This window comes from Pseudomonas sp. BBP2017 (assembly GCF_003024385.1).
Classification (GTDB): Bacteria; Pseudomonadota; Gammaproteobacteria; order Pseudomonadales; family Pseudomonadaceae; genus Aquipseudomonas.
In genome coordinates, this window is sequence record NZ_PVZN01000011.1 from 24,163 (window position 1) to 47,093 (window position 22,931).

At 59.8% G+C, this 22,931-nt stretch carries 21 protein-coding genes; 17 read left to right on the forward strand and 4 right to left on the reverse strand.

Annotated features, from left to right (window positions below):
* Positions 1-153: 153 nt before the first annotated feature.
* On the forward strand, positions 154-1,395 hold the full coding sequence (locus tag C6382_RS14710) for a glutamine synthetase family protein (protein ID WP_178082786.1): 1,242 nt from the start codon (positions 154-156) through the stop codon (positions 1,393-1,395).
* Between the two features lie 92 nt (positions 1,396-1,487).
* Positions 1,488-2,819: an MFS transporter gene (locus C6382_RS14715; protein ID WP_107025268.1), complete on the forward strand. Its 1,332-nt coding sequence runs from the start codon at positions 1,488-1,490 to the stop codon at positions 2,817-2,819.
* Positions 2,820-2,889: 70 nt separating this feature from the next.
* Here C6382_RS14715 and C6382_RS14720 read toward each other — a convergent pair whose 3' ends face one another.
* The 4 genes from C6382_RS14720 to flgA form a co-directional block, all read right to left on the reverse strand.
* Entirely contained in the window at positions 2,890-3,633 is a 744-nt protein-coding gene (locus tag C6382_RS14720; protein WP_107025149.1) for a flagellar brake protein, read from the reverse strand.
* 80 nt (positions 3,634-3,713) lie between these two features.
* Complete coding sequence (locus C6382_RS14725) at positions 3,714-4,181, reverse strand: flagella synthesis protein FlgN (RefSeq protein ID WP_107025150.1); 468 nt, start codon at positions 4,179-4,181, stop codon at positions 3,714-3,716.
* A gap of 45 nt (positions 4,182-4,226) precedes the next feature.
* A complete protein-coding gene (gene flgM / locus C6382_RS14730; protein ID WP_107025151.1) occupies positions 4,227-4,541 on the reverse strand; it encodes a flagellar biosynthesis anti-sigma factor FlgM in 315 nt (104 codons plus the stop codon).
* Positions 4,542-4,709: 168 nt separating this feature from the next.
* A complete protein-coding gene (gene flgA, locus C6382_RS14735) occupies positions 4,710-5,462 on the reverse strand; it encodes a flagellar basal body P-ring formation chaperone FlgA (RefSeq protein WP_107025152.1) in 753 nt (250 codons plus the stop codon).
* Between the two features lie 71 nt (positions 5,463-5,533).
* Here flgA and C6382_RS14740 point away from each other — a divergent pair, with 71 nt between their 5' ends.
* From C6382_RS14740 to C6382_RS14810, 15 genes are all read left to right on the forward strand, one after another.
* Positions 5,534-6,463, forward strand: coding sequence for a chemotaxis protein CheV (locus C6382_RS14740; RefSeq protein ID WP_038613417.1), 930 nt, complete (start codon positions 5,534-5,536; stop codon positions 6,461-6,463).
* A 51-nt stretch (positions 6,464-6,514) separates the two neighbouring features.
* On the forward strand, positions 6,515-7,342 hold the full coding sequence (cheR, locus tag C6382_RS14745; protein WP_107025153.1) for a protein-glutamate O-methyltransferase CheR: 828 nt from the start codon (positions 6,515-6,517) through the stop codon (positions 7,340-7,342).
* Between the two features lie 172 nt (positions 7,343-7,514).
* Entirely contained in the window at positions 7,515-7,922 is a 408-nt protein-coding gene (flgB, locus tag C6382_RS14750) for a flagellar basal body rod protein FlgB (protein ID WP_107025154.1), read from the forward strand.
* 3 nt (positions 7,923-7,925) lie between these two features.
* A complete protein-coding gene (flgC, locus tag C6382_RS14755) occupies positions 7,926-8,369 on the forward strand; it encodes a flagellar basal body rod protein FlgC (RefSeq protein ID WP_045189108.1) in 444 nt (147 codons plus the stop codon).
* Between the two features lie 15 nt (positions 8,370-8,384).
* Entirely contained in the window at positions 8,385-9,116 is a 732-nt protein-coding gene (gene flgD, locus C6382_RS14760) for a flagellar hook assembly protein FlgD (RefSeq protein WP_107025155.1), read from the forward strand.
* 30 nt (positions 9,117-9,146) lie between these two features.
* On the forward strand, positions 9,147-10,472 hold the full coding sequence (gene flgE / locus C6382_RS14765) for a flagellar hook protein FlgE (protein WP_107025156.1): 1,326 nt from the start codon (positions 9,147-9,149) through the stop codon (positions 10,470-10,472).
* 72 nt (positions 10,473-10,544) lie between these two features.
* Positions 10,545-10,733 carry a hypothetical protein gene (locus tag C6382_RS14770; protein ID WP_107025157.1) on the forward strand — a complete coding sequence of 63 codons (189 nt, stop codon included), beginning with the start codon at positions 10,545-10,547 and terminating at the stop codon, positions 10,731-10,733.
* Positions 10,734-10,923: 190 nt separating this feature from the next.
* The gene (locus C6382_RS14775; protein ID WP_107025158.1) at positions 10,924-11,664 is read left to right on the forward strand and encodes a flagellar basal body rod protein FlgF; all 741 of its coding nucleotides are present in this window, start codon (positions 10,924-10,926) and stop codon (positions 11,662-11,664) included.
* A 45-nt stretch (positions 11,665-11,709) separates the two neighbouring features.
* Positions 11,710-12,495, forward strand: coding sequence for a flagellar basal-body rod protein FlgG (gene flgG / locus C6382_RS14780; protein ID WP_107025159.1), 786 nt, complete (start codon positions 11,710-11,712; stop codon positions 12,493-12,495).
* 54 nt (positions 12,496-12,549) lie between these two features.
* A complete protein-coding gene (gene flgH, locus C6382_RS14785) occupies positions 12,550-13,245 on the forward strand; it encodes a flagellar basal body L-ring protein FlgH (protein ID WP_107025160.1) in 696 nt (231 codons plus the stop codon).
* 12 nt (positions 13,246-13,257) lie between these two features.
* Positions 13,258-14,367, forward strand: coding sequence for a flagellar basal body P-ring protein FlgI (locus C6382_RS14790; protein WP_107025269.1), 1,110 nt, complete (start codon positions 13,258-13,260; stop codon positions 14,365-14,367).
* 11 nt (positions 14,368-14,378) lie between these two features.
* Positions 14,379-15,581: a flagellar assembly peptidoglycan hydrolase FlgJ gene (flgJ, locus tag C6382_RS14795; protein WP_107025161.1), complete on the forward strand. Its 1,203-nt coding sequence runs from the start codon at positions 14,379-14,381 to the stop codon at positions 15,579-15,581.
* Between the two features lie 10 nt (positions 15,582-15,591).
* The gene (gene flgK, locus C6382_RS14800; protein ID WP_107025162.1) at positions 15,592-17,628 is read left to right on the forward strand and encodes a flagellar hook-associated protein FlgK; all 2,037 of its coding nucleotides are present in this window, start codon (positions 15,592-15,594) and stop codon (positions 17,626-17,628) included.
* Between the two features lie 13 nt (positions 17,629-17,641).
* The gene (locus C6382_RS14805; protein ID WP_107025163.1) at positions 17,642-19,216 is read left to right on the forward strand and encodes a flagellar hook-associated protein 3; all 1,575 of its coding nucleotides are present in this window, start codon (positions 17,642-17,644) and stop codon (positions 19,214-19,216) included.
* A gap of 81 nt (positions 19,217-19,297) precedes the next feature.
* Positions 19,298-22,864 (forward strand): glycosyltransferase, encoded by a 3,567-nt coding sequence (locus tag C6382_RS14810; protein ID WP_107025164.1) that lies wholly within the window; start codon positions 19,298-19,300, stop codon positions 22,862-22,864.
* The last annotated feature ends 67 nt before the right edge of the window (positions 22,865-22,931 follow it).

Below are 22,931 nucleotides of genomic sequence, written 5' to 3' on the forward strand. Positions count from 1 at the left end.
TATGTTGTAGGTATCGCCTTTCACGGCATGCGAAACAATAAGGATAGTGTCATGACGACCAGTGGCCAGTGTGCGCTCGCGGAGCGACTGAGCGGCATTGATGAGATCGAGTGCGTTACGCCAGACCTCAACGGCGTACCGCGCGGCAAAGTCATGACCGCTGCGGGATTTCTCGAAGGCCGGCGCTTGCAGATGGCGCGTGGGGTGCTGTTGCAGTGCATCATGGGTGGCTATCCACCCGCACGTTTCTACGGCAGCGACGATGGCGACCTGGCCTTGGTGGCTGACCAGCAACAGATCCACCGCCTGCCCTGGAGCGACGAGCCGCGTGCCCTGGCGATTTGTGATGCGATCGAACTGAGTGGCGCAAGCTCCGGCCTGTCCACCCGTGGCCTGCTCAAGGCGGTGATTGCACGTTACGCGGCCCGCGGCCTGGCGCCGGTGGTGGCGACTGAGCTGGAGTTTTTTGTCTTCGCCCCCAACACCGACCCGCACCAGCCGTTCCTGCCACCTCTGGGCAAGGATGGTCGTCGCGAAGAGGGGTATTCGGCGTTCGGTGTCAGTTCCAACAACGGTCTGCGAGCGTTCTTCAGCGAGGTCTATCGCTGCATGGAGGCCTTGGGCTTGCCGCGCGATACCTTCATGCATGAAATGGGCGTCAGCCAGTTCGAGATCAACCTGTTGCATGGTGCCCCGCTGCTGCTGGCCGACCAGACCCTGCTGTTCAAGCACCTGCTCAAGGAAGTCGCGCTCAAACATGGCCTGACGGTGGTGTGCATGGCCAAGCCTTTGGCGCATACACCGGGCAGCTCCATGCATATTCACCAGAGCCTGGTGGAGATCGACAGCGGCCGCAACGTGTTCAGCGCCGCCGACGGTAAGGCGACGGCGACTTTCTATCACTTTATCGGCGGCCTGCAGGCCTGCATGGCAGACTTTACCGCGCTGTTCGCGCCGAATGTCAATTCCTACCAGCGCCTGTGCCACCCTTACGCCTCGCCTAACAATGCCTGCTGGTCGGAAGATAATCGCGCTGCCGGCCTGCGTATCCCGGCGAGCTCGCCAGTGGCGCGGCGGGTCGAGAACCGTCTGCCCGGTGCAGACAGCAATCCCTATCTGGCCATCGCCGCCAGCCTTGCCGCCGGTCTGCATGGTATCGAGCAGCAACTAGAGCCTGCGCCAGCGATCCAGGGTGAGTTCGAGGTGCCGGAACATTTGAGCCTGCCATGTACCTTGCACGCAGCCCTTGAGCGTCTGAAGCACAGTGCGCTTGCGCGGGAGCTGTTCGGTAGCGAGTTCATCGAAGGCTACATCGCCACCAAGACCCTGGAGCTGACCAGTTTCTTCGATGAAATCACCCCGTGGGAGCGTCGTGTGCTGGCGGCTCAGGCCTAGTCTTTTTTAGTTCCGAGCGCTGCACTGCGGTTATTTTCACTTATGCTTTCAAGCAGTTTTTCCACCTGCTCAAGGGGCCGTTCGGGACGCTGATGCGACAGATCTGGAAGTCTTTTCGTGCGCTGTATTTCGCGGCGCTGATGATGTTGATTGGTTCCGGCTTGTTGAGTACTTACCTGGCGTTGCGCCTGGCTGCCGATCATGTCGACAGCCTCTGGGTCGGTGCGCTGATGGCGGCCAACTATTTCGGCCTGGCCCTGGGTGGCAAGATCGGTCACCGGCTGATTGCCCGGGTTGGCCATATCCGTGCCTACGCCACTTGTGCCGGGATCGTCGGCGCAGCGGTGCTCGGGCATGGCATGGTCAGTTGGCTACCAGCCTGGGTAGTGCTGCGGGTGATCGTCGGTCTGGGGATGATGTGCCAGTACATGGTCATCGAAAGCTGGCTCAACGAGCAGGCTGACGCCAAGCAACGCGGTGCGGTGTTCAGCGGTTACATGATTGCATCCTACCTGGGGTTGGTGCTGGGTCAGTTGATACTGGTTGCGCATCCGCAACTGGGGCCGGAGCTGTTGATGTTGGTAGCCATGTGTTTTGCCTTGTGCCTGGTGCCGGTGGCGATGACTCGGCGCATTCACCCGGCACCGCTGCATCCGGCGCCGATGGAGCCGCGCTTCTTTATCAAGCGGGTGCCACAGTCCTTGAGTACGGTGCTGGGCTCGGGCCTGATCGTCGGCTCGTTCTATGGTCTGGCGCCGTTGTATGCAGCCAAACAAGGGCTGAGCACCGAGTACATCGGTCTGTTCATGGGCTGCTGTATCTTTGCCGGCCTGTTGGTGCAGTGGCCGCTGGGTTGGTTGTCGGATCGCTACGATCGTGCGGTACTGATTCGTAGCGTGGCCGTGGGCCTGGCGATTGCTGCGTTGCCTTTGGCAATCATGCCGACGGTGCCGCTGGTTGTCTTGTTCGTTGCCGGCTTCGCCGTGTCGTTGCTGCAATTCTGCCTGTATCCCCTGGCGGTGGCTTTTTCCAACGACCATGTGGAAAGCGAGCGGCGGGTTTCGCTCACCGCCATGTTGTTGGTGACCTATGGTGTCGGCGCCAGTATCGGGCCGCTGGTGGCGGGGGTGCTGATGAAAATGCTCGGTACCCAGATGCTGTATGCCTTCTTTGTGTTCTTTGCCCTGGTGCTGGTCTGGCGGATTCGTCCGAAGGCTGTCACCGGCTTGCATCAGGTCGATGATGCGCCGCTCAATCACGTGGCCATGCCGGCAGCGGGTTCGCCATTGTCGGCGGCGCTTGATCCACGGGTTGATGAGCAGAGCGTGCAGGATCAGATGCAGGCGCCGGTGGCGGCGGAGGATACCGAGGGGGGAGAAGAGGGTGATGCTGACGGGGCGCAGGAGAAGCCGGCGCCGGTGTGAGTTTTATCGCGGGGCAGGCCCGCTCCCACTCACCCGGTGGGAGCGGGCTTGCCCCGCGATACTTTGAAACTCAGTAATCGTCTTTATCGAACCGGCGTGCTTCGCGCTGCAGCTGGTAGACAAAGGTTTCGATCTTGCGCTGCATCTGCCCGTTCAGGTTGTGAAAGCGTACGCCCGCGAAGGTGGCATTGAGACGCTCTTCGAAATGCAGGTGACGCAGTTCAACCTCGACCAGGGACAAGCCCAGCGGTGCACCGGAGGCGAATTTTTCGTAGACCTGGCCCAGTTGCAGGCGCTCCTCGACATTGCCTTCGAAGCGCAGCTTGCAGCCCGTGGCCGAGATGTCCAGCAACTTGCCGCGCAATTCACCATTGCCCTTGAGCTTGTTACCGTCGAGCTTGATATCGACCAGTTGTGACAGTTTCAGTGCGGCACGGAAGGCATTGCGCCGCTGGTGGTAGGCCACTTCGGTCGGCAGTACGCCACGATAGCAGCGATGGCCGTCAACTTCGCCGATGCTCAGCGCGGTGTTGCACTCCCAGGCGATACGCACGCCATCATGAAAACCCTCGACCCGGAATGGCTCGCCGTTCTCCAGGTAACGCTCGCCGTCACGCGGGACCATTTCATCAAGCGCCAGGCGGTTGCTTTCGCGGTCGACTTCGACCACATAGCTCTGGAAGCGCTGGCTGCGTTCGTGGAAGGTGATGATCAGCGGGTCATGGCTCTCTTGCAGCGACCGCAAGTTGGCGGCAATTTCCAGCGGGGTGGTGAGCACCTTTGGCGGCTGCGGAGCTTCTGCTTCATTGAACACGGGTAATCAATCTCCAGGCAAAAACGACACACGCAAGTAACGGCATTTTGCCAGTATGTTCCGTGCCTTGATACAGGGAATCAAGCCTGGCTGAGCGCCCGCGGCTTGGCAAGGGGCGAGGTCGTCCCCCGGGCGTCATACAGCGACGGTGATTCGCCGCCCATGAGGATTCTGATCTGATTGGCAGTGGTGCTTTGCTGCAGCTGGATCGAGCGGCCATTGCGCTCGTTGACGGCCTGGCAGTCGGCTAGCAGTTTGCCCAGTACGTCCAGTTGTTGCACTAGCAACTCGCCCAGCGATGACTGGCTGGCCAATTGTGCGACACCTTCGCGGTCCTGGCTCAGGCCAAGGCTTGCAAGCAGTTCACTGCGTCGCCGACCTTGCTGATCGAGAAGGATTACCAGCGATTGCTTGCGCGCCAGAATGTCTTCCAGCAGCGGCATGTCACGGCCGTGCAAGGCGATCGCCTCGGTCTGCAGTAATTCAAGCAATTGTTGCGCTGGAGCAAAATCATCTTCGATCAATTGCAGCAAGGTAGTGTCGTGCATGGCTGGCTCTTTGGTTCAAGCGTCCTGAAGTCAGCGCGCCAGGGGCTAGCGCTGGGCTTCGAAATTTAGCAGTTTGCTGGCGACGCGGTTGCTGTCGACCTGGTAGCTGCCGTCGGCGATAGCCTGTTTCAACGCCGCCACCCGGGCGCTGTTGACAATAGGCTGGTCGCGCAGCGTGTCGCTGACCTTTTGCAACTGCTGGGCCTCGTGGCTGAGGTGTACCGCTTCCCCGCTGGCGCCGCTCTGGACGATGTTGTCGGCCTTGGCTGCGGTGTTGCTGGCGGTGCTTTCCTGGCTGTTGCCAGTACGCACGCCGGCAACCGACGGGGAATTATTCAAACGACTGAAGTCGATGACCATGATCAGAAAACCTCTGGGTATAGGGACGCTTGCCTTGTTTTCGGCCAACCCGAAAGAAACTTTAGGCGCAATTGCAGTGCAACGTGCGCGGCAGGTTCCGGGCACCCAATGGGGCACAGTTTAGGAAAAGCGCTTCCTTATCGCCAGCGTTCTTCGTTGTTCTCCCGTTTACATGGACACTTCGACCTGGCCTGGCCCGGTTACCCTGGCTTTGACCACCCGTTTGGAGTTGAGATTGCGCACCCGGATCTGTTCGCTCAGGCCGCCTTTGCTCAAGGCTTCCCCTGGCATGCGTACGCTGAGCGTGCCGCTGCGGGCGGTGATGACCACCTGGTCACCTTTGCGGACCACTTCGGCCTGTTCCAGGTGTTGAGGGGTCAGCACCTGATCCATGACCGTCGGTCGGATAACTTTGAGCCCGATCGCCTGTTCGAGATCGCTCAAAAAACCCTGGTTCAGTGCGCCGACATCGCGTTCGCGCAGGCTGACGTCCTGTTCGCCGACAATGCTCTCGCGTTTGAGCGGACGTACCACGGTGACAACATTGCGAAACAGGCGTACCTGGGCGGGCACGAACACCGTCCAAGGTGAACTGCCGTTGCAGCGAACCTTTACTGTCACGCGGCCCAATGGCTGTGCCGGGCTTTCCAGGTTGGCATCCAGTTGCCGGTCGCACAGCGGCATGCGCAGGCGCGGATCAAGGGTGTTGACCTGGATTTCGTAGCGGCCTTGAGTCTGGCTGCTGGCCAGGTAGTCTTCAACGGTGAATTCAAGAAACCCCTGGGTGACGCCGATAAGCTGTTCAGGCAAGGTGAAAGCGTCAGCCAGAAGTCGAGTGCCCGGAATCAGCAGGCACAGTGCAGCAACATAGCTGGTCAGGTGGCCGGTCAGGCGTCGGAAAAATGTCGTTTTCGTGTTCATACGATTAAAAAAAGCAAAGCGCGTGCCGAGACTGGGTACGAAGTTCGAAGCGTTTGGTGAAGGAGTCTTGCATGGCTGGTGTAATGGATTCGGTGAACCAGCGCACGCAACTGGTGGGGCAGAATCGCCTGGAGCTGTTGCTGTTTCGTCTCAATGGCGAGCAACTCTACGGGATCAATGTGTTCAAGGTGCGGGAGGTGCTGCAATGCCCACCCTTGACCGTGATGCCCAAGTCCAATCCGGTAGTGCGCGGTGTCGCGAATATTCGTGGGGCAACCATCCCGATCCTCGATCTGGCGATGGCGACCGGTATGCCCGGTCTAAGTGAAGATGTCAGCAAGAGTTTTGTGATCATCACCGAGTACAACACCAAGACCCAGGGCTTTCTGGTGCACTCGGTGGAGCGCATCGTCAACATGAACTGGGAAGAGATCCATCCGCCACCCAAGGGGACCGGGCGTGATCACTACCTGACGGCGGTGACCCGGGTTGACAACAAGATGGTCGAGATCATCGATGTGGAGAAGATTCTCGCCGAAGTCGCGCCGACGTCCGAGTCGATCTCGGCCGGTGTGGTCGATGCCGAGGTGCAGGACAAGGCGGTGCTCTTGCGGGTGCTGACGGTCGATGACTCGTCGGTGGCGCGCAAGCAGGTCAGTCGTTGCCTGCAGACGGTCGGGGTGGAAGTGGTGGCGCTCAATGATGGTCGCCAGGCCCTGGAGTACCTGCGCAAGCTGGTGGATGAGGGCAAGCGTCCGGAAGAAGAATTCCTGATGATGATCTCCGATATCGAGATGCCGGAGATGGACGGCTACACCCTGACGGCCGAGATCCGCAGCGACCCGCGCATGCAAAAGTTGCATATCATCCTGCATACTTCGCTGTCCGGGGTGTTCAACCAGGCGATGGTCAAGAAGGTCGGGGCCGATGATTTCCTGGCCAAGTTCAAGCCGGACGACCTCGCCCAGCGCGTCGTCGATCGCATCAAGGCCACGCACTAACGGCCAGGGGTTGTGCCCCTGGCGGTTCACACGATTTAAGAGGCGGCATCATTGTCTACGGGTAATTTGGATTTCGAACAGTTCCGGGTATTCCTGGAAAAAGCCTGTGGCATCCTGCTGGGCGAAAATAAGCAGTACCTGGTCTCCAGCCGTCTCAACAAGCTGATGGAGCAGCAGGGCATCAAGTCCCTGACCGAGCTGGTGCAGCGTATCCAGAGTCAGCCGCGCAGCGGGTTGCGCGAGCAGGTGGTGGATGCCATGACCACCAACGAAACCCTGTGGTTTCGTGACACCTATCCCTTTGAGGTGCTGAAGAACAAGGTATTGCCTGAGCAGATCAAAGCCAATCCCGGACAGCGCCTGCGTATCTGGTCGGCCGCCTGTTCCTCGGGGCAGGAGCCGTACTCGATCTCGATGGCGATCGATGAGTTCGAGCGCAGCAATATCGGCCAGCTGAAGATGGGTGCGCAGATTGTTGCCACTGACCTGTCCGGCGCCATGCTCAATAACTGCAAGAGCGGTGAGTACGATAGCCTGGCGATTGCCCGTGGATTGTCCCAGGAGCGCCTGCAGCGCTACTTCGATGTCAAGGCACCTGGGCGCTGGGCGATCAAGGCGCCCATTCGCAGTCGCGTGGAATTTCGCTCGTTCAACCTGCTCGACAGTTACGCAAGCCTGGGCAAGTTCGACATCGTGTTCTGCCGCAACGTGCTGATCTACTTCTCGGCCCAGGTCAAGAAAGACATCCTGTTGCGTATCCACAGCACGCTCAAGCCGGGTGGTTATCTGTTCCTCGGGGCGTCTGAAGCGCTCAATGGATTGCCGGATCACTATCAGATGGTTCAGTGCAGCCCGGGGATCATCTACCAGGCCAAGTAAACCCCTTCCACAAATTGCCGCTTTGCTGGCGCTCAGCGGAAATCCTTTGCCGCTTTTCTGGCATTGTCGTCAACGGCAAATCACTCAAAGCCCCGTATTTACGGGGTTTTGTTTTTTGGCATGGCTCTTGCTCTAGCTCAGTCAACGAAAAACCTTCGAAGGTTTCCCCGACATGAGCATCAGCTTCGACAAAGCGCTCGGCATCCACGAAAAGGCATTGGGCTTTCGCGCCCAGCGCGCCGAGGTGCTGGCCAACAACATTGCCAACGCCGACACGCCGAACTACAAGGCGCGTGACATGGACTTCGCCTCGGTTCTGGCGGCCCAGGCCGAGAAGACCAGCAAGGGTCACTTTGCGCTGGATCGTACCAACGCCCGGCACATCGAGGCTGAAGGCCTGAGCATGGGTGATGAAACCCTGCAGTACCGCACGCCGATGCAGCCGTCGATCGACCAGAACACCGTCGATGCCCAGCTCGAGCAGTCGAGCTACGCGGAAAACGCCGTAGGCTTCCAGGCCAGCTTCACGCTGCTCAACAGTAAATTCAAAGGGCTGGTATCGGCCCTGCGCGGAGAGTAAGTCATGTCCCTCGCCAGTGTCTTCAACATTGCCGGTAGCGGCATGAGTGCGCAGACCACGCGTCTGAACACCGTCGCTTCGAACATTGCCAACGCCGAGACGGTTTCATCGAGCATCGATCAGACCTATCGCGCCCGTCATCCGGTATTTGCTACCACGTTCCAGCAAGCCCAGGGCGGCGTCAGCCAGTCGCTGTTCCAGGATCAGGATGCTGCGGGGCAGGGTGTTCAGGTGCTGGGCGTGGTCGAAGACCAAAGCAACCTTGAGGCGCGCTACGAGCCGAACCACCCGGCGGCGAACAAAGACGGTTATGTCTATTACCCGAACGTCAACGTGGTCGAGGAGATGGCGGACATGATCTCTGCCAGCCGCTCGTTCCAGACCAACGCCGAGCTGATGAACACGGCCAAGACCATGATGCAGAAGGTCCTGACCCTGGGTCAGTGATAAAGGACGAAGCCAATGGCAAGCGTTAACGATACCACTGTCGGTGTAAACCTGAACGACGTGCTCAAGGCGTCGGTCAAGAAGACCACCGACACCAACAGCTCCAGTGGCGTTGCTTCGGCAACCAACAGCAAGACCGGCAACCAGACCCTGGGCAAGGATGCGTTCCTGCAGTTGCTGGTTACCCAGATGCGTAACCAGAACCCGCTTGATCCTCAAGACAACAGCGAGTTCGTCGCCCAGCTGGCGCAGTTCAGTAGCCTGGAAGGCATCACTTCGCTCAATGAGTCGGTGACTGCGATTTCCGGCAGTTACAAATCGTCCCAGGCGCTGCAGGCCTCGTCGCTGGTTGGTCGCTCAGTGATCGCCCAGACTGACAAGGCCGTGGTCGATACCACCAAGAGTTTCAATGGTTCGGTGGTGGTGCCGCAGTCGCTGAGTAATGCCACCGTCACTATCACCGACAAGGATGGCAAGGTGGTCAAGACCATCGACCTGGGTGAGCAGAAAGCCGGTAATGCCGCCTTCGTTTGGGATGGTACCGATGACGCGGGCGAGAAGGTCGATCCTGGCACCTACACCTTTGCCGCCAAGACCACCATCGATGGCAAGCAGCTGGACATGTACACCATGCTGCCGGCCACGGTCAGCAGCGTCACCATCAGTCAGACCGGCGGCGAGATGATGCTCAATCTTGCCGGCCTGGGCAGCGTTGCGCTGTCCAAAGTCCAAACCATCGGTATATAGAGCCGGCTAGCGCGGCACAAGGAGTGAAAGATGTCATTCAATATCGGCCTTAGCGGTCTCTATGCGGCCAACAAACAACTGGACGTGACCGGCAACAACATTGCCAACGTTGCCACCACCGGCTTCAAATCGTCGCGTGCGGAATTCGCCGACGTCTACTCGGCCAACAAGCTCGGCGTCGGCAGTCAGAGCGTTGGTAACGGCGTGCGTCTGGCCTCGGTATCGCAGCAGTTCACCAATGGCGATATCACCAATACCGGTAACGTGCTGGACATGGGTATCCAGGGGCAGGGCTTTTTCGTCCTGAGCGACAACGGCTCGCTCAGCTACTCTCGCGCCGGTGCCTTCCAGACCAACAAGGACAACTACGTGGTGACCGCTGATGGCCTGCGTCTGCGTGGCTACGGTGTGGATGAGAACGGCAAGATCATCAACGGCGTGCTGACCGATCTGAAGATCGACACCTCGGCGCTGGCGCCGAAGTCCACCACCTCGATCGATCAGGGTATCAACCTGAACTCGTCGGACAAGGTCATTCCGAGCACCACCACCTTCGATCCAGCTGACGACGCCACCTGGAACAAGACCTTCGCCACCAAGATCTATGACAGTCAGGGTAACGAGCACGTCATGGATCAGTACTACGTCAAGACCGACACCAATGAGTGGAAGTCTTACACCCTGATTGATGGTCGTAACCCGCTCGATCCGGCTGAAGAACCACCGGTGGCGCTGGAAGGCACCATTACCTTCAAGCCTGACGGCAGTGTCGACACCATGACGGCGGGGGCTGCTGGGTCTGGCTACGAAGTGGTGAACAAGGTCTTCAAGCTGACCGGCTGGGTGCCTGCCACCATTACCGATCCGAGTGCCACGCCGCCGGTGTGGGGTTCCAATGGGTCCGAGGCCAGCGCCGGTGGTATCGCCATCGACATGACTGACACCACTTCCTACAACACCCCGACCACGCGTCTGTCGCAGAGCCAGGATGGTTATGCTACCGGTATCCTGTCGAGCCTGAGCATTGACTCCAGTGGTGTCATGTTCGCCAGCTTCAGCAACCAGCAGTCACGCGCTATCGGTCAGGTTGCCATTGCTTCCTTTGCCAACGAGCAGGGTCTGCAGCCTATGGGTGGTACGCGCTGGGTCGAGACTTACTCCTCGGGTATCCCGGGTATCGACGCGCCGAAGACCGGCACTCTGGGGGCTATCGCCTCCAACTCGCTGGAGTCCTCTAACGTCAACCTGACCACCGAGCTGGTCGAGCTGATCAAGGCGCAGAGCAACTACCAGGCGAACGCCAAGACCATCTCCACTCAGAGCACCATTATGCAGACCATCATTCAGATGACCTGATGCCGCTGTGAAGCGATAGGTGTGGACGGACCCCTTTCTCGGAAGGGGTCTGTCGTTTCAGAGGTATCGATCATGTTGCAACGTTTGGCGTTAGCGCTGTTCGCGGTGCTGCTGATGACTCAGGTCCGGGCTGATGCTGCGCCCTGGTATCGCTGGGAAAGTCAGGCGGATGGGCGTCTGGTCTGTGCCCAGTTTTCTCCGGGGGATGGCTGGAAGCGCTTTGCCGGTCCCTTCAATAACGCGGCGTGCCGCGGCTACTGAGGCTTGCCGCTAGCGGCAAGCTGGCGCCGTAATTTCGACGGCGCTTCTCCTCGCCGTTTGTGTGTGTGGCGGTCAAGTCCTTGTATGGCGGGGCTTCTAGCCATTTCTGCAAAGTTGGTTTGAAACTTGCTTCAAGCACTGCAAAGCAGCGGCGAGCGGCAAGTGTTCGCCTGCTCAGGGGAGAAATACTGTGGACAAGATGCTGTACGTGGCCATGACCGGTGCCAGCCAGAACGCACTGGCGCAGAAGGCGCATGCCAACAACCTGGCGAATATCTCCACCACGGGCTTCCAGCGGGACCTGGAACAGGCGCGCTCGATGCCGGTGTTCGGTGACAGCTTTCCGGCGCGTGCCTACGCCATGACCGAGCGCCCGGCGACCGATTTCTCACCAGGCTCAATGGTGGAGACCGGACGTGACCTCGACGTGGCCATTGGTGGTGACGGCTTTATCGCCGTGCAAGCACCCGATGGTAGCGAGGCCTATGTGCGTACCGCGAGCATGAACATCGATGCCCTGGGTGTGCTGCGTGCCAGCAACGGCATGCCGATCATGGGTAACGGTGGGCCGATTGCCGTGCCGCCAGAGCAGAAGGTCGAGGTCGGTGAAGATGGCACCATCACCATCCGCGCCATGGGCGAGGGGCCGCGGGTAATGGCTGAGGTCGACCGGATCAAGATGGTCAACCCCGACCTCAAGACCATGACCAAAGGCCTGGACGGTTTGATCCATACCAGCAATGGCCAGCCGGCAGTGGCCGATGCCAACGTCAAGCTGGTATCGGGCTTCCTTGAAAGCAGCAACGTCAACGCGGTCGAGGAAATGACCTCGGTGCTGGCGTTGTCGCGTCAATTCGAACTGCACATCAAGATGATGACCACGGCCAAGGAAGGTGACGAAGCCATGGCTCGGGTTTTGCAGGTCGGCTAATTACACAGACGTAGCGCCGTAAAACAGGCGCGCGAGGAGAACAGCATGCTTCCGGCTCTTTGGGTCAGTAAAACCGGTCTGTCCGCCCAGGACATGAACCTGACCACCATTTCCAACAACCTGGCCAACGTCTCGACCACCGGCTTCAAACGTGATCGTGCCGAGTTCCAGGACCTGTTGTACCAGACCCGTCGCCAGGCCGGTGCCCAGTCGACCCAGGACAGCGAGCTGCCTTCGGGCCTGCAGCTGGGTACTGGTGTGCGTATTGTCGGTACCCAGAAGAACTTCAACGCCGGTAGCCTGCAAACCACTGAAAACCCGCTGGACATGGCCGTTGATGGCCGCGGTTTCTTCCAGATCCTGCAGCCCGATGGCACCGTCTCCTACACCCGTGACGGTACCTTTCACCTGAACTCCGACGGCCAGATCGTCACCGCCAGCGGTTTCGCCCTGGAGCCGGCGATCGTCGTGCCGCCTGAAGCGCAGACGTTCACGGTGGGCCGTGACGGCACCGTTTCGATCACCACCGCAGGCAACCCGGCGGCGCAGGTGATCGGCAACATCCAGACGGCCGACTTCATCAACCCGGCCGGCCTGCAGGCCGTGGGTGGCAACCTGTTCCTGGAAACCGCCGCCAGCGGCGCGCCGCAAGTCGGTACCCCCGGCCTCAACGGTTTCGGTGTGGTCCAGCAGCAGACCCTGGAAAACTCCAACGTCAGCACCGTGGAAGAGCTGGTCAACATGATCACCACCCAGCGTGCCTACGAGATGAACTCCAAGGTCATTTCCACTGCCGACCAGATGCTCTCGTTCGTTACCCAGAACCTGTAAGTGAAGTCTTCGAGGTCGCTTGAACGGCGCCTGTTACACCGTGAGGTCAGAGTCATGAGTCGTTTGTTTTGCGTACTTGCCCTGAGTGGGATCTGCGTGCTGGCCGGCTGCGTTGCGCCGACGCCCAAGCCCAATGATCCGTACTACGCGCCGGTATTGCCGCGTACGCCACTGCCGGCAGCAGCCAACAACGGCTCGATCTACCAGGCCGGTTTCGATCAGAACCTGTACAGCGACCGCAAGGCATTTCGGGTCGGTGACATCATCACCATCACCCTCAACGAGCGCACCCAGGCGAGCAAGAACGCCAACTCGCAGATCGCCAAGAACAGCAAGGCCGATATCGGCCTGACCTCGTTGTTCGGCTCTTCGATGACCACCAACAACCCGTTCAGCGATGGCGATTTGAGCCTGAGCGCCGGGTACAGCGGTGACCGTGAAACCAAAGGCGACAGTAAAGCCGGGCAGGGTAACAGCCTGACCGGCTCGATCACTGTGACGGTGGCCGACGTGCTGCCCAACGGCATCATTGCCGTGCGCGGCGAGAAGTGGCTGACCCTCAACACTGGCGATGAGCTGGTGCGCATCGCCGGCATGATCCGCGCCGACGACATTGCCACCGACAACACCGTGCCGTCGACCCGGGTTGCCGATGCGCGCATCACCTACTCGGGAACCGGCTCCTTTGCCGATGCCAGCCAGCCGGGCTGGCTCGACCGTTTCTTCATCAGCCCGCTTTGGCCTTTCTAGGTTCGGATGACCATGTTCAACTTCAAGCAGCTGATCACCGCCACGCTTCTGCTGTCCGTTGCGTTCGCCGCACAGGCCGAACGCCTCAAGGACATCGCCAGCATTTCCGGCGTGCGTAGCAACCAGCTGATCGGCTACGGCCTGGTAGTGGGGCTCAATGGCACGGGTGACCAGACCACCCAGACGCCGTTCACCCTGCAGACCTTCAACAACATGCTGTCGCAGTTCGGCATCAAAGTGCCGGCAGGCTCGGGCAACGTGCAGCTGAAAAACGTTGCAGCGGTGTCTGTGCATGCTGACTTGCCAGCGTTCGCCAAGCCGGGGCAGGTGGTGGATATCACCGTGTCCTCGATCGGTAACTCCAAGAGCCTGCGCGGCGGCAGCTTGCTGATGACGCCGCTCAAGGGCATCGACGGCAACGTCTATGCGATCGCTCAGGGCAACCTGGTGGTCGGTGGCTTTGACGCTGAAGGTCGCGATGGCTCGAAGATCACCGTCAACGTGCCGTCGGCTGGACGCATTCCCGGTGGTGCTTCGGTCGAACGTGCTGTGCCCAGCGGATTCAACCAGGGCAACAGTCTGACCCTGAACCTCAATCGTCCGGACTTCACCACTGCCAAGCGTATCGTCGACAAGGTCAACGAACTGCTCGGTCCGGGTGTGGCCCAGGCCCTGGACGGTGGTTCGGTGCGGGTTACCGCACCGCTCGATCCGAGCCAGCGTGTCGATTACCTGGCGATCCTCGAGAACCTCGAGATCGATCCGGGTCAGGCGGTGGCCAAGGTCATCATCAACTCGCGTACCGGCACCATCGTCATCGGCCAGAACGTCAAAGTGTCGCCTGCGGCGGTGACCCATGGCAGCCTGACCGTGACCATCACCGAAGACCCGATCGTCAGCCAGCCGGGACCGTTCTCCAACGGCCAGACGGCTGTCGTGCCGCGTTCGCGGGTCAATGCCGAGCAGGAAGCCAAGCCGATGTTCAAGTTCGGTCCGGGGACCACGCTGGATGAGATCGTTCGTGCAGTGAATCAGGTGGGCGCTGCCCCGAGTGACCTGATGGCAATCCTTGAAGCGCTGAAGCAGGCCGGTGCGCTACAAGCCGACCTGATCGTGATCTAAGGGGCGCACGCATGGATATGCCGAAAAGCCCAATGACCACGATGGCCGACAGCGGCGCTTACACCGACCTCAATCGACTCAGTTCGTTGAAGGTCGGCGACCGCGACAGCGAGGCCAACCTGCGCAAGGTGGCCCAGGAATTCGAATCGCTGTTTCTCAACGAGATGCTCAAATCGATGCGTTCGGCCAGCGATGTGCTGGCCAAGGACAATCCGCTCAACACCGAAACCACCAAGCAGTACCAGCAGATGTACGATCAACAGCTGGCGGTGAGTATGTCTCGCGAAGGTGGCGGCATCGGTCTGCAGGATGTGCTGATGCGTCAGTTGTCCAAGCAGAAAGCGGTCTCTGCGTACAACACCAGCCCGTTCCCGCGCTTCGATATCGCGCCCAAGCCGCTGGGTGCGACAGCGGTGGGCGTGGCCGAGCGACCGCAGGAAACCGCCGTCACCCGCAACGATGTGGCCGCCCTCAATTCGCGGCGCCTGGCCTTGCCGAGCAAGCTCACGGATCGTTTGTTGGCCGGTCTGGTACCGACGGCTGCCGGTGTGCCGGCGACTACCAACACAGCGCCGATCCCAGGCCGTTCAACCCTCAGTGGCGACGCCGTGGTCAAGGGCGACTGGCAACCGGCGCAAGCCTTTGCCGCACCCGGCAATCTGCGCATTTATGGTCGCGCGATGGCCCAGCCGCCGTTGGCGCCGGCCAAGCGTGCCTTCAGTTCTTCGGATGACTTTGTCGCCACCATGCTGCCAATGGCCGAGCAGGCCGCCAAGCGCATCGGTATCGACCCCCGTTACCTGGTGGCGCAGGCCGCGCTGGAAACCGGTTGGGGCAAGTCGGTCATGCGTCAGGCCGATGGCCGCAGCAGCCATAACCTGTTTGGCATCAAGGCGACCGGCAACTGGCAGGGCGACCAGGCACGGGCGATCACCAGCGAGTTTCGCGATGGGCAGTTCGTCAAGGAGACGGCGGCGTTCCGTTCCTACGATTCCTATCAGGACAGTTTCCATGACCTGGTGAGCCTGTTGCAGAACAACGCTCGCTATAAAGAAGCGGTCAAGGCTGCCGATAAACCGGAACAGTTTGTACGCGAGCTGCAGCGGGCCGGTTATGCAACCGACCCGGATTACGCGAGCAAGATCTCGCAGATCGCCAGGCAAATGAAATCCTACGAAAGCTACGCAGCGATTGGCACCACTACGCAACTATAAGGTTTGAACCATGGCGAGTTTGATCAACATCGGGATGTCGGGACTCGGCGCCAGTCAGGCGGGCCTGCACACCACGGGTAACAACATTACCAACGCCGATGTCGCTGGTTATTCGCGCCAGCAGAACGTGCAGCGGTCCAATGGCTCGCAGCAGAACGGCAATGTGTTCATCGGCACCGGTACGACCTTGTCCGATGTGCGCCGGGTGTACAACGCCTACCTGGAAAACCAGTTGCGTACCACCACCTCGCTGAGCAGCGATGCGGCGGCCTACCTCAATCAGGTCGCGCCGATCGACAGCATGCTGTCCGATGCCGACACCGGCATTACCGGCGCTTTGAAGAGTTTTTTCACGGCCATGCAGAGCGCGGCGGCCAAGCCCAACGAGGACGCTTCGCGCCAGTTGCTGCTGACCAGTGCGCAATCGCTGAGCAAACGCTTCAATACCATCGCCAACCAGCTCAACGAACAGAACAGCAACATCAATGGCAACCTGTCATCGATGGCCGAGCAGGTCAACAAACTGTCGGCAACCATTGCCCAGTACAACGACCAGATCTCGCAGATGCAGGGCACCCCGAACGACCTGCTCGACCAGCGCAACGAAGCGGTGCGTCAGTTGTCCGAGCTGGTCGGTACCCAGGTGGTCGAACGTGAAGGCAACCTGGATATCTACCTGGAGAACGGCCAGCCGCTGGTGATGGGTAAAACCATCAACACCCTGGAGACCGTACCGAGCAAGAACGACCCGACCCGGGTCAGCATCCAGCTCAACCGTGGTACCACGGTCATGGATGTCACCTCCAGCCTCAACGGTGGTGAGATCGGCGGCCTACTGCGTTATCGCAGTGAAGTGCTCGACCCGTCGCTCAACGAATTGGGGCGCGTGGCCCTGGTCATGGCTGACCAGATCAACCATCAGCTGGCGCAGGGTATCGACAAAAACGGCGAGTTCGGTGCCGCGCTGTTCAACAACATCAACAGCCCAGAACTGATCAGCCAGCGCAGCATTGCCAAAGCCGGCAACACCGGCAACGGCATGCTCGATGTGGTCATCAACGACACCGGCAAGCTGAGCACCAGTGACTATCAGGTGACCTTCACCAGCGCTACCGGCTACAGCGTCAAGAAGCTGCCGGAAGGTACCGACATGGGCACCTTCGACATTACCGACGACCCGGCGCCGGTGATCGACGGTTTCTCCCTCAAGCTCAATAGCGGCACTAACAGCGCCGGTGACAGCTTCAAGATCACCCCGACTCGCAATGCCGCGAGCAACCTGGACACCGTGCTCACCGATCCCAAGCGCCTGGCGCTGGCATCGCCGTTGACCGCGACCAGCGGCTCGGGCAACCAGGGCACCGGCATCATCGGCCAGCCCAATCTGACTTCGTCGCTGGATATCTACGATCCGGCTCAGCGCCTGGACCTGCAGAACGGCCTGAAGTATTCGACACCGGTGAAGCTGGTGTTTGGTGATGACAAAGCTAACCCGCAGACCTACAAGCTGCTCGATGCCAAGGGTGATCCGCTGGGCACCGGCACCATCGTTCCAGGCCAGGCCAACAAGCTGCAGTTCTCGGTGCCGATGGTCGATTCCACCGGGGCGCCGATCAACGATGCCAACGGTGTCCAGAAAACGTTCACCTTCGAGATGGAAGTGTCCGGCTCGCCCAAGGAAGGTGACAACTACACCGTATCGCTGACCGGCCCAGGCTCGGACAACAACCGTAACGGTCAGGCGGTGATTGACCTGCAGACCAAAGGTACGGTTGAAATCGGCGCCAACGGCAAAGGCATCAGCCTCACCGACGCCTACGGCAAACTGGTGGAGAACGTCGGCGGCAAGACCGCCCAGGCGCAGATGGACGTGGATTCGACCACTGCCCTGCACACCTCGGCCAAGGCTTCGCGCGATTCGCTCTCGGGTGTCCAGCTCGATGAAGAAGCCGGCAACCTGATCAAGTACCAGCAGTACTACACGGCCTCGTCGCAGATCATCAAAGCGGCGCAGGAAATCTTCTCCACGCTGATCAATGCCCTTTAAGGAGTGGTAGACCGTGCGTATTTCGACTTCCCAGTTCTACCAGACCAGTGCCTCGAACTACTCGAACAACTTTGCCAACGTGGTGAAGACTGGTCAGCAGGCCAGTGACAACATTCGTGTGCGCACGGCTGCCGATGATCCGGTAGGGGCTGCGCGCTTGCTGCAATTGCAGCAGCAGAGCAATCTGATTGATCAGTACAACGGCAACATCACCAGCGTGCGCAATAGCCTGGCTACCGCCGAGTCGACCCTTAACTCCATCACCAACGTGCTGGCGCGGGTCAAGGAACTGGCGATCAGTTCTGGTAGCGGTGGTTTCACCGATGCCGATCGCAAGGCCAACGCCCAAGAGTTGACTCAGCTCGAAGAGCAGCTGTACAGCCTGATGAACAGCCGTGACGAGAACGGCAAGTACATTTTCTCCGGCTCGCGTGGCGACACCCCGCCTTACGCGCGCAATGCTGACGGTACTTACAGCTACCAGGGTGACCAAAGCACGCTGAGCCTGCAGGTCGGCGACATGCTCAGCATGGCGACCAATGAAAGCGGCTACGCAGCGTTCGAACAAGCGCTGAACACCAGTCGCAGCCAGACCTCGCTAACCGCGCCAACACCAGACGATGGTCGCGTGCGCCTGTCCGATGGCCAGCTTACCGGCAGTACGGTGTACAACGACCGTTTCCGCAGTGGCGAACCCTATACCATCACGTTCATCAGCAGCACCGAATTCAAGATCACCGATGCCAGTAACAACGATGTCACGCTGGAGGCAGCGGGGGGCGGTACCTTCGATCCAAACGCCCCTGGTAGTATCGGTTTCCGTGGTGTCGACATGCGCCTGGACATCAACTTCCAGAACGGCGACAGCGCCGATCCGGATGCGGCCATCGCTGGCCATACCTTCAACCTGGCCTCCAAGCCTGACTCGATCAGTGGCTCGCGCAGCCCGGGCAACCCGTCGTCATCGCAGGTTACCGACGCCAACATTGTTGATCCTGCTGCTTACCACGATGCTTTTCCGGGTGGTGGCGCGATCATCAAATTCACCAGCGATACCGCCTATGAAGTCTATGCCCAGCCTATGGGCCCGGATGCCCGCCCCGTTGCCACCGGCAGCTTGACGGGTACCACAGCCACCATTGCCGGTGTCGAATTCGACTTCACCGGTGCGCCAAATGCGCCCAAGGGCGGCGACCAGTTTTCGGTCAAGGTGGACACCCACCAGACTCAAAACATCCTCGACACCATCTCGCAGTTCCGCAAAGCGCTGGAAATGCCGGTGGATAACGATCTTGCGTCGAAGCAGAAGTACCAGGCAGCGTTGGACTCGGCTATCGGTAACCTGGAAAGTGGTGCCAACAAGGTTTCCGAAGCCATCAGCTCGATCGGTGCCCGAGGCGCTGCTCTGGATGTGCAGGCAGAGACAAACGAAAGCCTGAAAATGGCCAATACCCAGACCCAGGGCTCAATCCGCGATGCAGATCCTGCCGAGGTGCTGATTCGTTTGAACCTGCAGCAGACGATGTTGCAAGCCTCGCAGCTGGCTTTCTCCAAGATTTCTTCGCTGAGCCTGTTCAACCGGCTCTGAACCCTTCCTTCGCGTTAATGATTCGTGCGCCTGCTTTACCAAGTAGGGTGGGCGCATAGATCTTCTTCAAGGTTTCCCTCGGTGAACGAACAGCCCCTTGTCAGCATCGCCATTCCTGCTTTCAATGCCGAATTTTTCCGCAGCACGTTAGCCAGCGCGATTGCCCAGGACTACCCGAATCTGGAGATCGTTGTTTGCGACGACAGCCCGGGTGCAGAGATCGAGGCGATCTGCGAGGCGTTGCGCAAGAGCTCAGTGGTGCCCGTGCACTATGTGCGCAACCCCGAACGCCTGGGCTTTGCCCGTAACCTCCAGGCCTGTCTGATGAACGCGTCCGGGGAGCTGATCAAGTTCCTCTGCGACGACGATATCCTGTTTAGCAGTTGCATCAGCCAGCAAGCCAAGGTCATGAGCGACTGGGCGCAAGTAAGCATGGTCACCTGCCTGCGCTTGTTGTGTGCCGCCGACGACGTTTTGCTGCCCTCGCGCGCGCTCAATTTCATCTTCTCGACGCAGAATGCTGTGTTCAATGGCACCGACCTGCTGGAGAGCATTGCCGACAATGCGGTCAACCTGTTTGGCGGGATCAGCCACGCCTTGTTTCGTCGGGCGCAAGTGGAGGACTACCTGGCGACCTTGGTTCAGGAGGGGCAGGGTTTTGTCGCACGACTAGACATGGCCTTGTACGCCTGCCTGTTGCGGCGTGGTCAGTTGTGCAGCCTCAATCAGGTACTGAGCCTGGAGCGTGTTTACCCCGGCAGGTTGAGTCACCAGAGCGCCATGACCGAAGCGTTCAAGGTTGAGACCGAGTGGTTGGTGCAAATGCTGGAGGCGCGTACCGGTGAGGCCGCTCCGGCCAGCGGTTGGGTGCGTCATCTGCCGTTGTCAGCATACAACGGCAGTCCGCAACAGGTCTGGGAGGAGCTTGATCTGCGGCTGTGTTTTTCCGCGCAGATGGCCAACTTCAATCAGCAGGTCGGCAGCAATAGCCTCAGTTTTTCCGAGCTATATGCAGAATGGCTGGAGTGCCGCACGCTGTCGGCGGGACAACTGCGTCTGTTGCCCAAACGTATCGAACAGTGGGCGAGCCAGCCACGGATTGTTCCGGTGATTATCTGCGACGACGATGAAGCCGCGTTGCGCGTGACCCTGGACAGCCTGGCAATACAGTCCTATGCCGCCCAGCGCATTGTTGTCCTCGGCCCGGCATCACTCCAGGGTGCGGTCAATACAGAGGTGCAGTACCTGCTCCGCTCGGGTAGCGGTTTTACCCAGCTCAACCAGTGGCTGGACAATGACCACCAGGCTGACTGGTTCTTTTTATTACGTGCTGGCGACCGTCTGCATGCGCATGCCTTGGTGATCATGGCTGAGCGTATGGCGTTGCGTACTGACAGGCTGTGCCTGTACACCGATGAAGGCGCCAATGACAACCTCGCGCCTTCGCAGCCGATTTTCAAGCCGGACTTCAACCTCGATTTGATGCGTAGCCTGCCCTATGTCGGCCGCCTGTTGGCCTTCAAAGGTAATGCGGTGCGTGCGCTGGGCGGCTTCGATGATGGCTTCGACAGCCTGGCTCCGCATGACCTGCTCTGGCGTATGGTCGAGGCCCATGGCCTGCAAGTGGTGGAGCACATCGCAGAAGTGCTGGTGCAGAGTCAATGCAGCTTTGCCGATTGGTTGAGCGAGCCGAGCGGCCATGCCCAGGCATCACGTGTGGTGCAGGCGCACTTGCAGCGCTTGGGGGTAAGCGCGCAAGTGGCCGGCATCGATGGCAGCTTGATGAGCCGGGTGACCTACCAGCATGAGCGGGCGGCGAGTGTGTCGATACTGATCTATGCCGGGGCAGACCTGTCGGCGTTGATGCGGTGTGTCGAATCGCTGTTTGAGAATACGGCGTATGGCAACTTTGAAGTGCTGTTGGTCGTTGATGATGACGCGCCCGCCGAGATCCGTGAGTGGTTGGCTGCGATGGCCGGGCTGGGCAGTGAGCAACTGCGCATTATTGCGGTTGCAGTCCAGGGCCAGGCCGCGAGCCTGAACCAGGCCAGTCTGGAGGCCCGTGGCGATTACCTGCTATTGCTCGATTCCGGTTGTCTGCTGTTCGACAGCCAGTGGCTTCACGAATTGATGCATCAGGCTCAGCGCCCGGAAGTCGGTCTGGTTGGCCCGAAGTTGCTCGACAGTAAGGGTGAGGTGGTTTCGGCTGGCTTGGCGTTGGGCCTGGGAGGCACTGCTTGTAGTTCATTCCTCGGTTGCGCGGCGACTGCAGGCGGTTACATGAGCCGACTGAGCCTGGTGCAGAACTGGAGCGCGCTGAGCCTCGACTGCCTGTTGGTCCGCAGCGAGCTGTTCAAAGAACTGCAGGGGCTGGATACCGTCACCTTGCAGAGTGCCTTGTTCGATGCCGATCTGTGTCTGCGGGCACACGAGCTGGGCTACTTGGTGGTCTGGACACCGTTCTCAAGAGTTGCCAGGCAACCCATCGCCGACAATTGGGTGACGGTGAAAGGCGAAGCGGACCAGGCGGCGTTTTTTCAACGCTGGCTGGCCTGGGTCGCCCTGGATCCTGCCTACAATCGCAATCTCAGCCTGAAGCTGGCGAATTTCAATTTTGAACCGGGCCTGCGCAGCGGTTGGGATCCATTTATCGCACGAGCCATGCCATCGGTGCTGGGGTTGCCAGGCAATACCACGGCGGTAGGGCATTACCGGGTTGTTCAGCCCTTCACTGAGCTGGAACTTGGTGGCTGGATTCAAGGCCGGCTCGATTACACCTCTCCAGGCCTGATCGAGCTGGAACGGGAAAAGCCCGATGTCGTGATCCTGCAGTGTCGTTACGGGTGGGGGAGCATCGAGGACATTGCTCAGTACAAGCGTTTTTCCAACGCGCGACGGATTTACGAGCTCGACGACTATGTCATCGAGCCGCCGAAGAAGAACGACCATGCGCGCAATATGCCGAGCAATATGCGCGAACTGGTCGGGCAGGCCATTGCTCTGTGTGACCGCGTAGTGGTTTCCACCGAGCCGTTGGCCGATGCATTGTCGAGCATGCACAACGATATCCGTGTGGTTCCCAATATGCTCGCCGCCGAGCTGTGGACCGGTCTTTTCAGCCAGCGCCAGAGCAGCGCGCGGCCACGAGTGGGCTGGGCGGGTGGTACCAGTCACCGGGGTGACCTGGAACTGCTGCTGGACGTGATCAAGACGTTGGCGGACGAGGTCGACTGGGTATTCTTTGGTATGTGCCCGGACGTGTTGCGCCCCTATGTGAAGGAGTTCCATCCGGGCATTTCTTTTGCTCAGTATCCTCGCAAACTGGCCAGCCTCAACCTCGACCTGGCCCTGGCGCCGCTCGAACAGAATCTGTTCAACGACTGCAAGAGCAACCTGAGGCTGTTGGAGTACGGCGCCTGCGGTTTCCCAGTGATCTGTACCGACACCAAGGCATATGCCGGCTATCTGCCCTGCACACGAGTGCGCGAGAACACCACCGAGCAGTGGCTGGAGGCGATTCGCATGCATCTTGACGACCCACTGGCGAGCTACCGCCAGGGTGATGCGCTGCGCGAGGCCGTATTGCGGGACTATGTGCTGAATGAACACCATCTGCAGCATTGGGCGAACGCCTGGCTGGCTGACTGAACCTTGGCGCCCGGCGCGGCCGGATGCTGAAACGACAACTTGAACAGGTGCACTATGATCGAAATCG

Bases quoted from the DNA above. Each gene is read 5' to 3' on its own strand.
- C6382_RS14710 (WP_178082786.1), top strand. From the start codon at position 154: ATGACCGCTGCGGGATTTCTCGAAGGCCGGCGCTTGCAGATGGCGCGT.
- C6382_RS14715 (WP_107025268.1), top strand. From the start codon at position 1,488: ATGCGACAGATCTGGAAGTCTTTTCGTGCGCTGTATTTCGCGGCGCTG.
- C6382_RS14725 (WP_107025150.1), bottom strand. From the start codon at position 4,181: ATGCACGACACTACCTTGCTGCAATTGATCGAAGATGATTTTGCTCCA.
- flgM (WP_107025151.1), bottom strand. From the start codon at position 4,541: ATGGTCATCGACTTCAGTCGTTTGAATAATTCCCCGTCGGTTGCCGGC.
- flgA (WP_107025152.1), bottom strand. From the start codon at position 5,462: ATGAACACGAAAACGACATTTTTCCGACGCCTGACCGGCCACCTGACC.
- C6382_RS14740 (WP_038613417.1), top strand. From the start codon at position 5,534: ATGGCTGGTGTAATGGATTCGGTGAACCAGCGCACGCAACTGGTGGGG.
- flgB (WP_107025154.1), top strand. From the start codon at position 7,515: ATGAGCATCAGCTTCGACAAAGCGCTCGGCATCCACGAAAAGGCATTG.
- flgC (WP_045189108.1), top strand. From the start codon at position 7,926: ATGTCCCTCGCCAGTGTCTTCAACATTGCCGGTAGCGGCATGAGTGCG.
- flgD (WP_107025155.1), top strand. From the start codon at position 8,385: ATGGCAAGCGTTAACGATACCACTGTCGGTGTAAACCTGAACGACGTG.
- flgE (WP_107025156.1), top strand. From the start codon at position 9,147: ATGTCATTCAATATCGGCCTTAGCGGTCTCTATGCGGCCAACAAACAA.
- C6382_RS14770 (WP_107025157.1), top strand. From the start codon at position 10,545: ATGTTGCAACGTTTGGCGTTAGCGCTGTTCGCGGTGCTGCTGATGACT.
- flgG (WP_107025159.1), top strand. From the start codon at position 11,710: ATGCTTCCGGCTCTTTGGGTCAGTAAAACCGGTCTGTCCGCCCAGGAC.
- flgH (WP_107025160.1), top strand. From the start codon at position 12,550: ATGAGTCGTTTGTTTTGCGTACTTGCCCTGAGTGGGATCTGCGTGCTG.
- C6382_RS14790 (WP_107025269.1), top strand. From the start codon at position 13,258: ATGTTCAACTTCAAGCAGCTGATCACCGCCACGCTTCTGCTGTCCGTT.
- flgJ (WP_107025161.1), top strand. From the start codon at position 14,379: ATGGATATGCCGAAAAGCCCAATGACCACGATGGCCGACAGCGGCGCT.
- flgK (WP_107025162.1), top strand. From the start codon at position 15,592: ATGGCGAGTTTGATCAACATCGGGATGTCGGGACTCGGCGCCAGTCAG.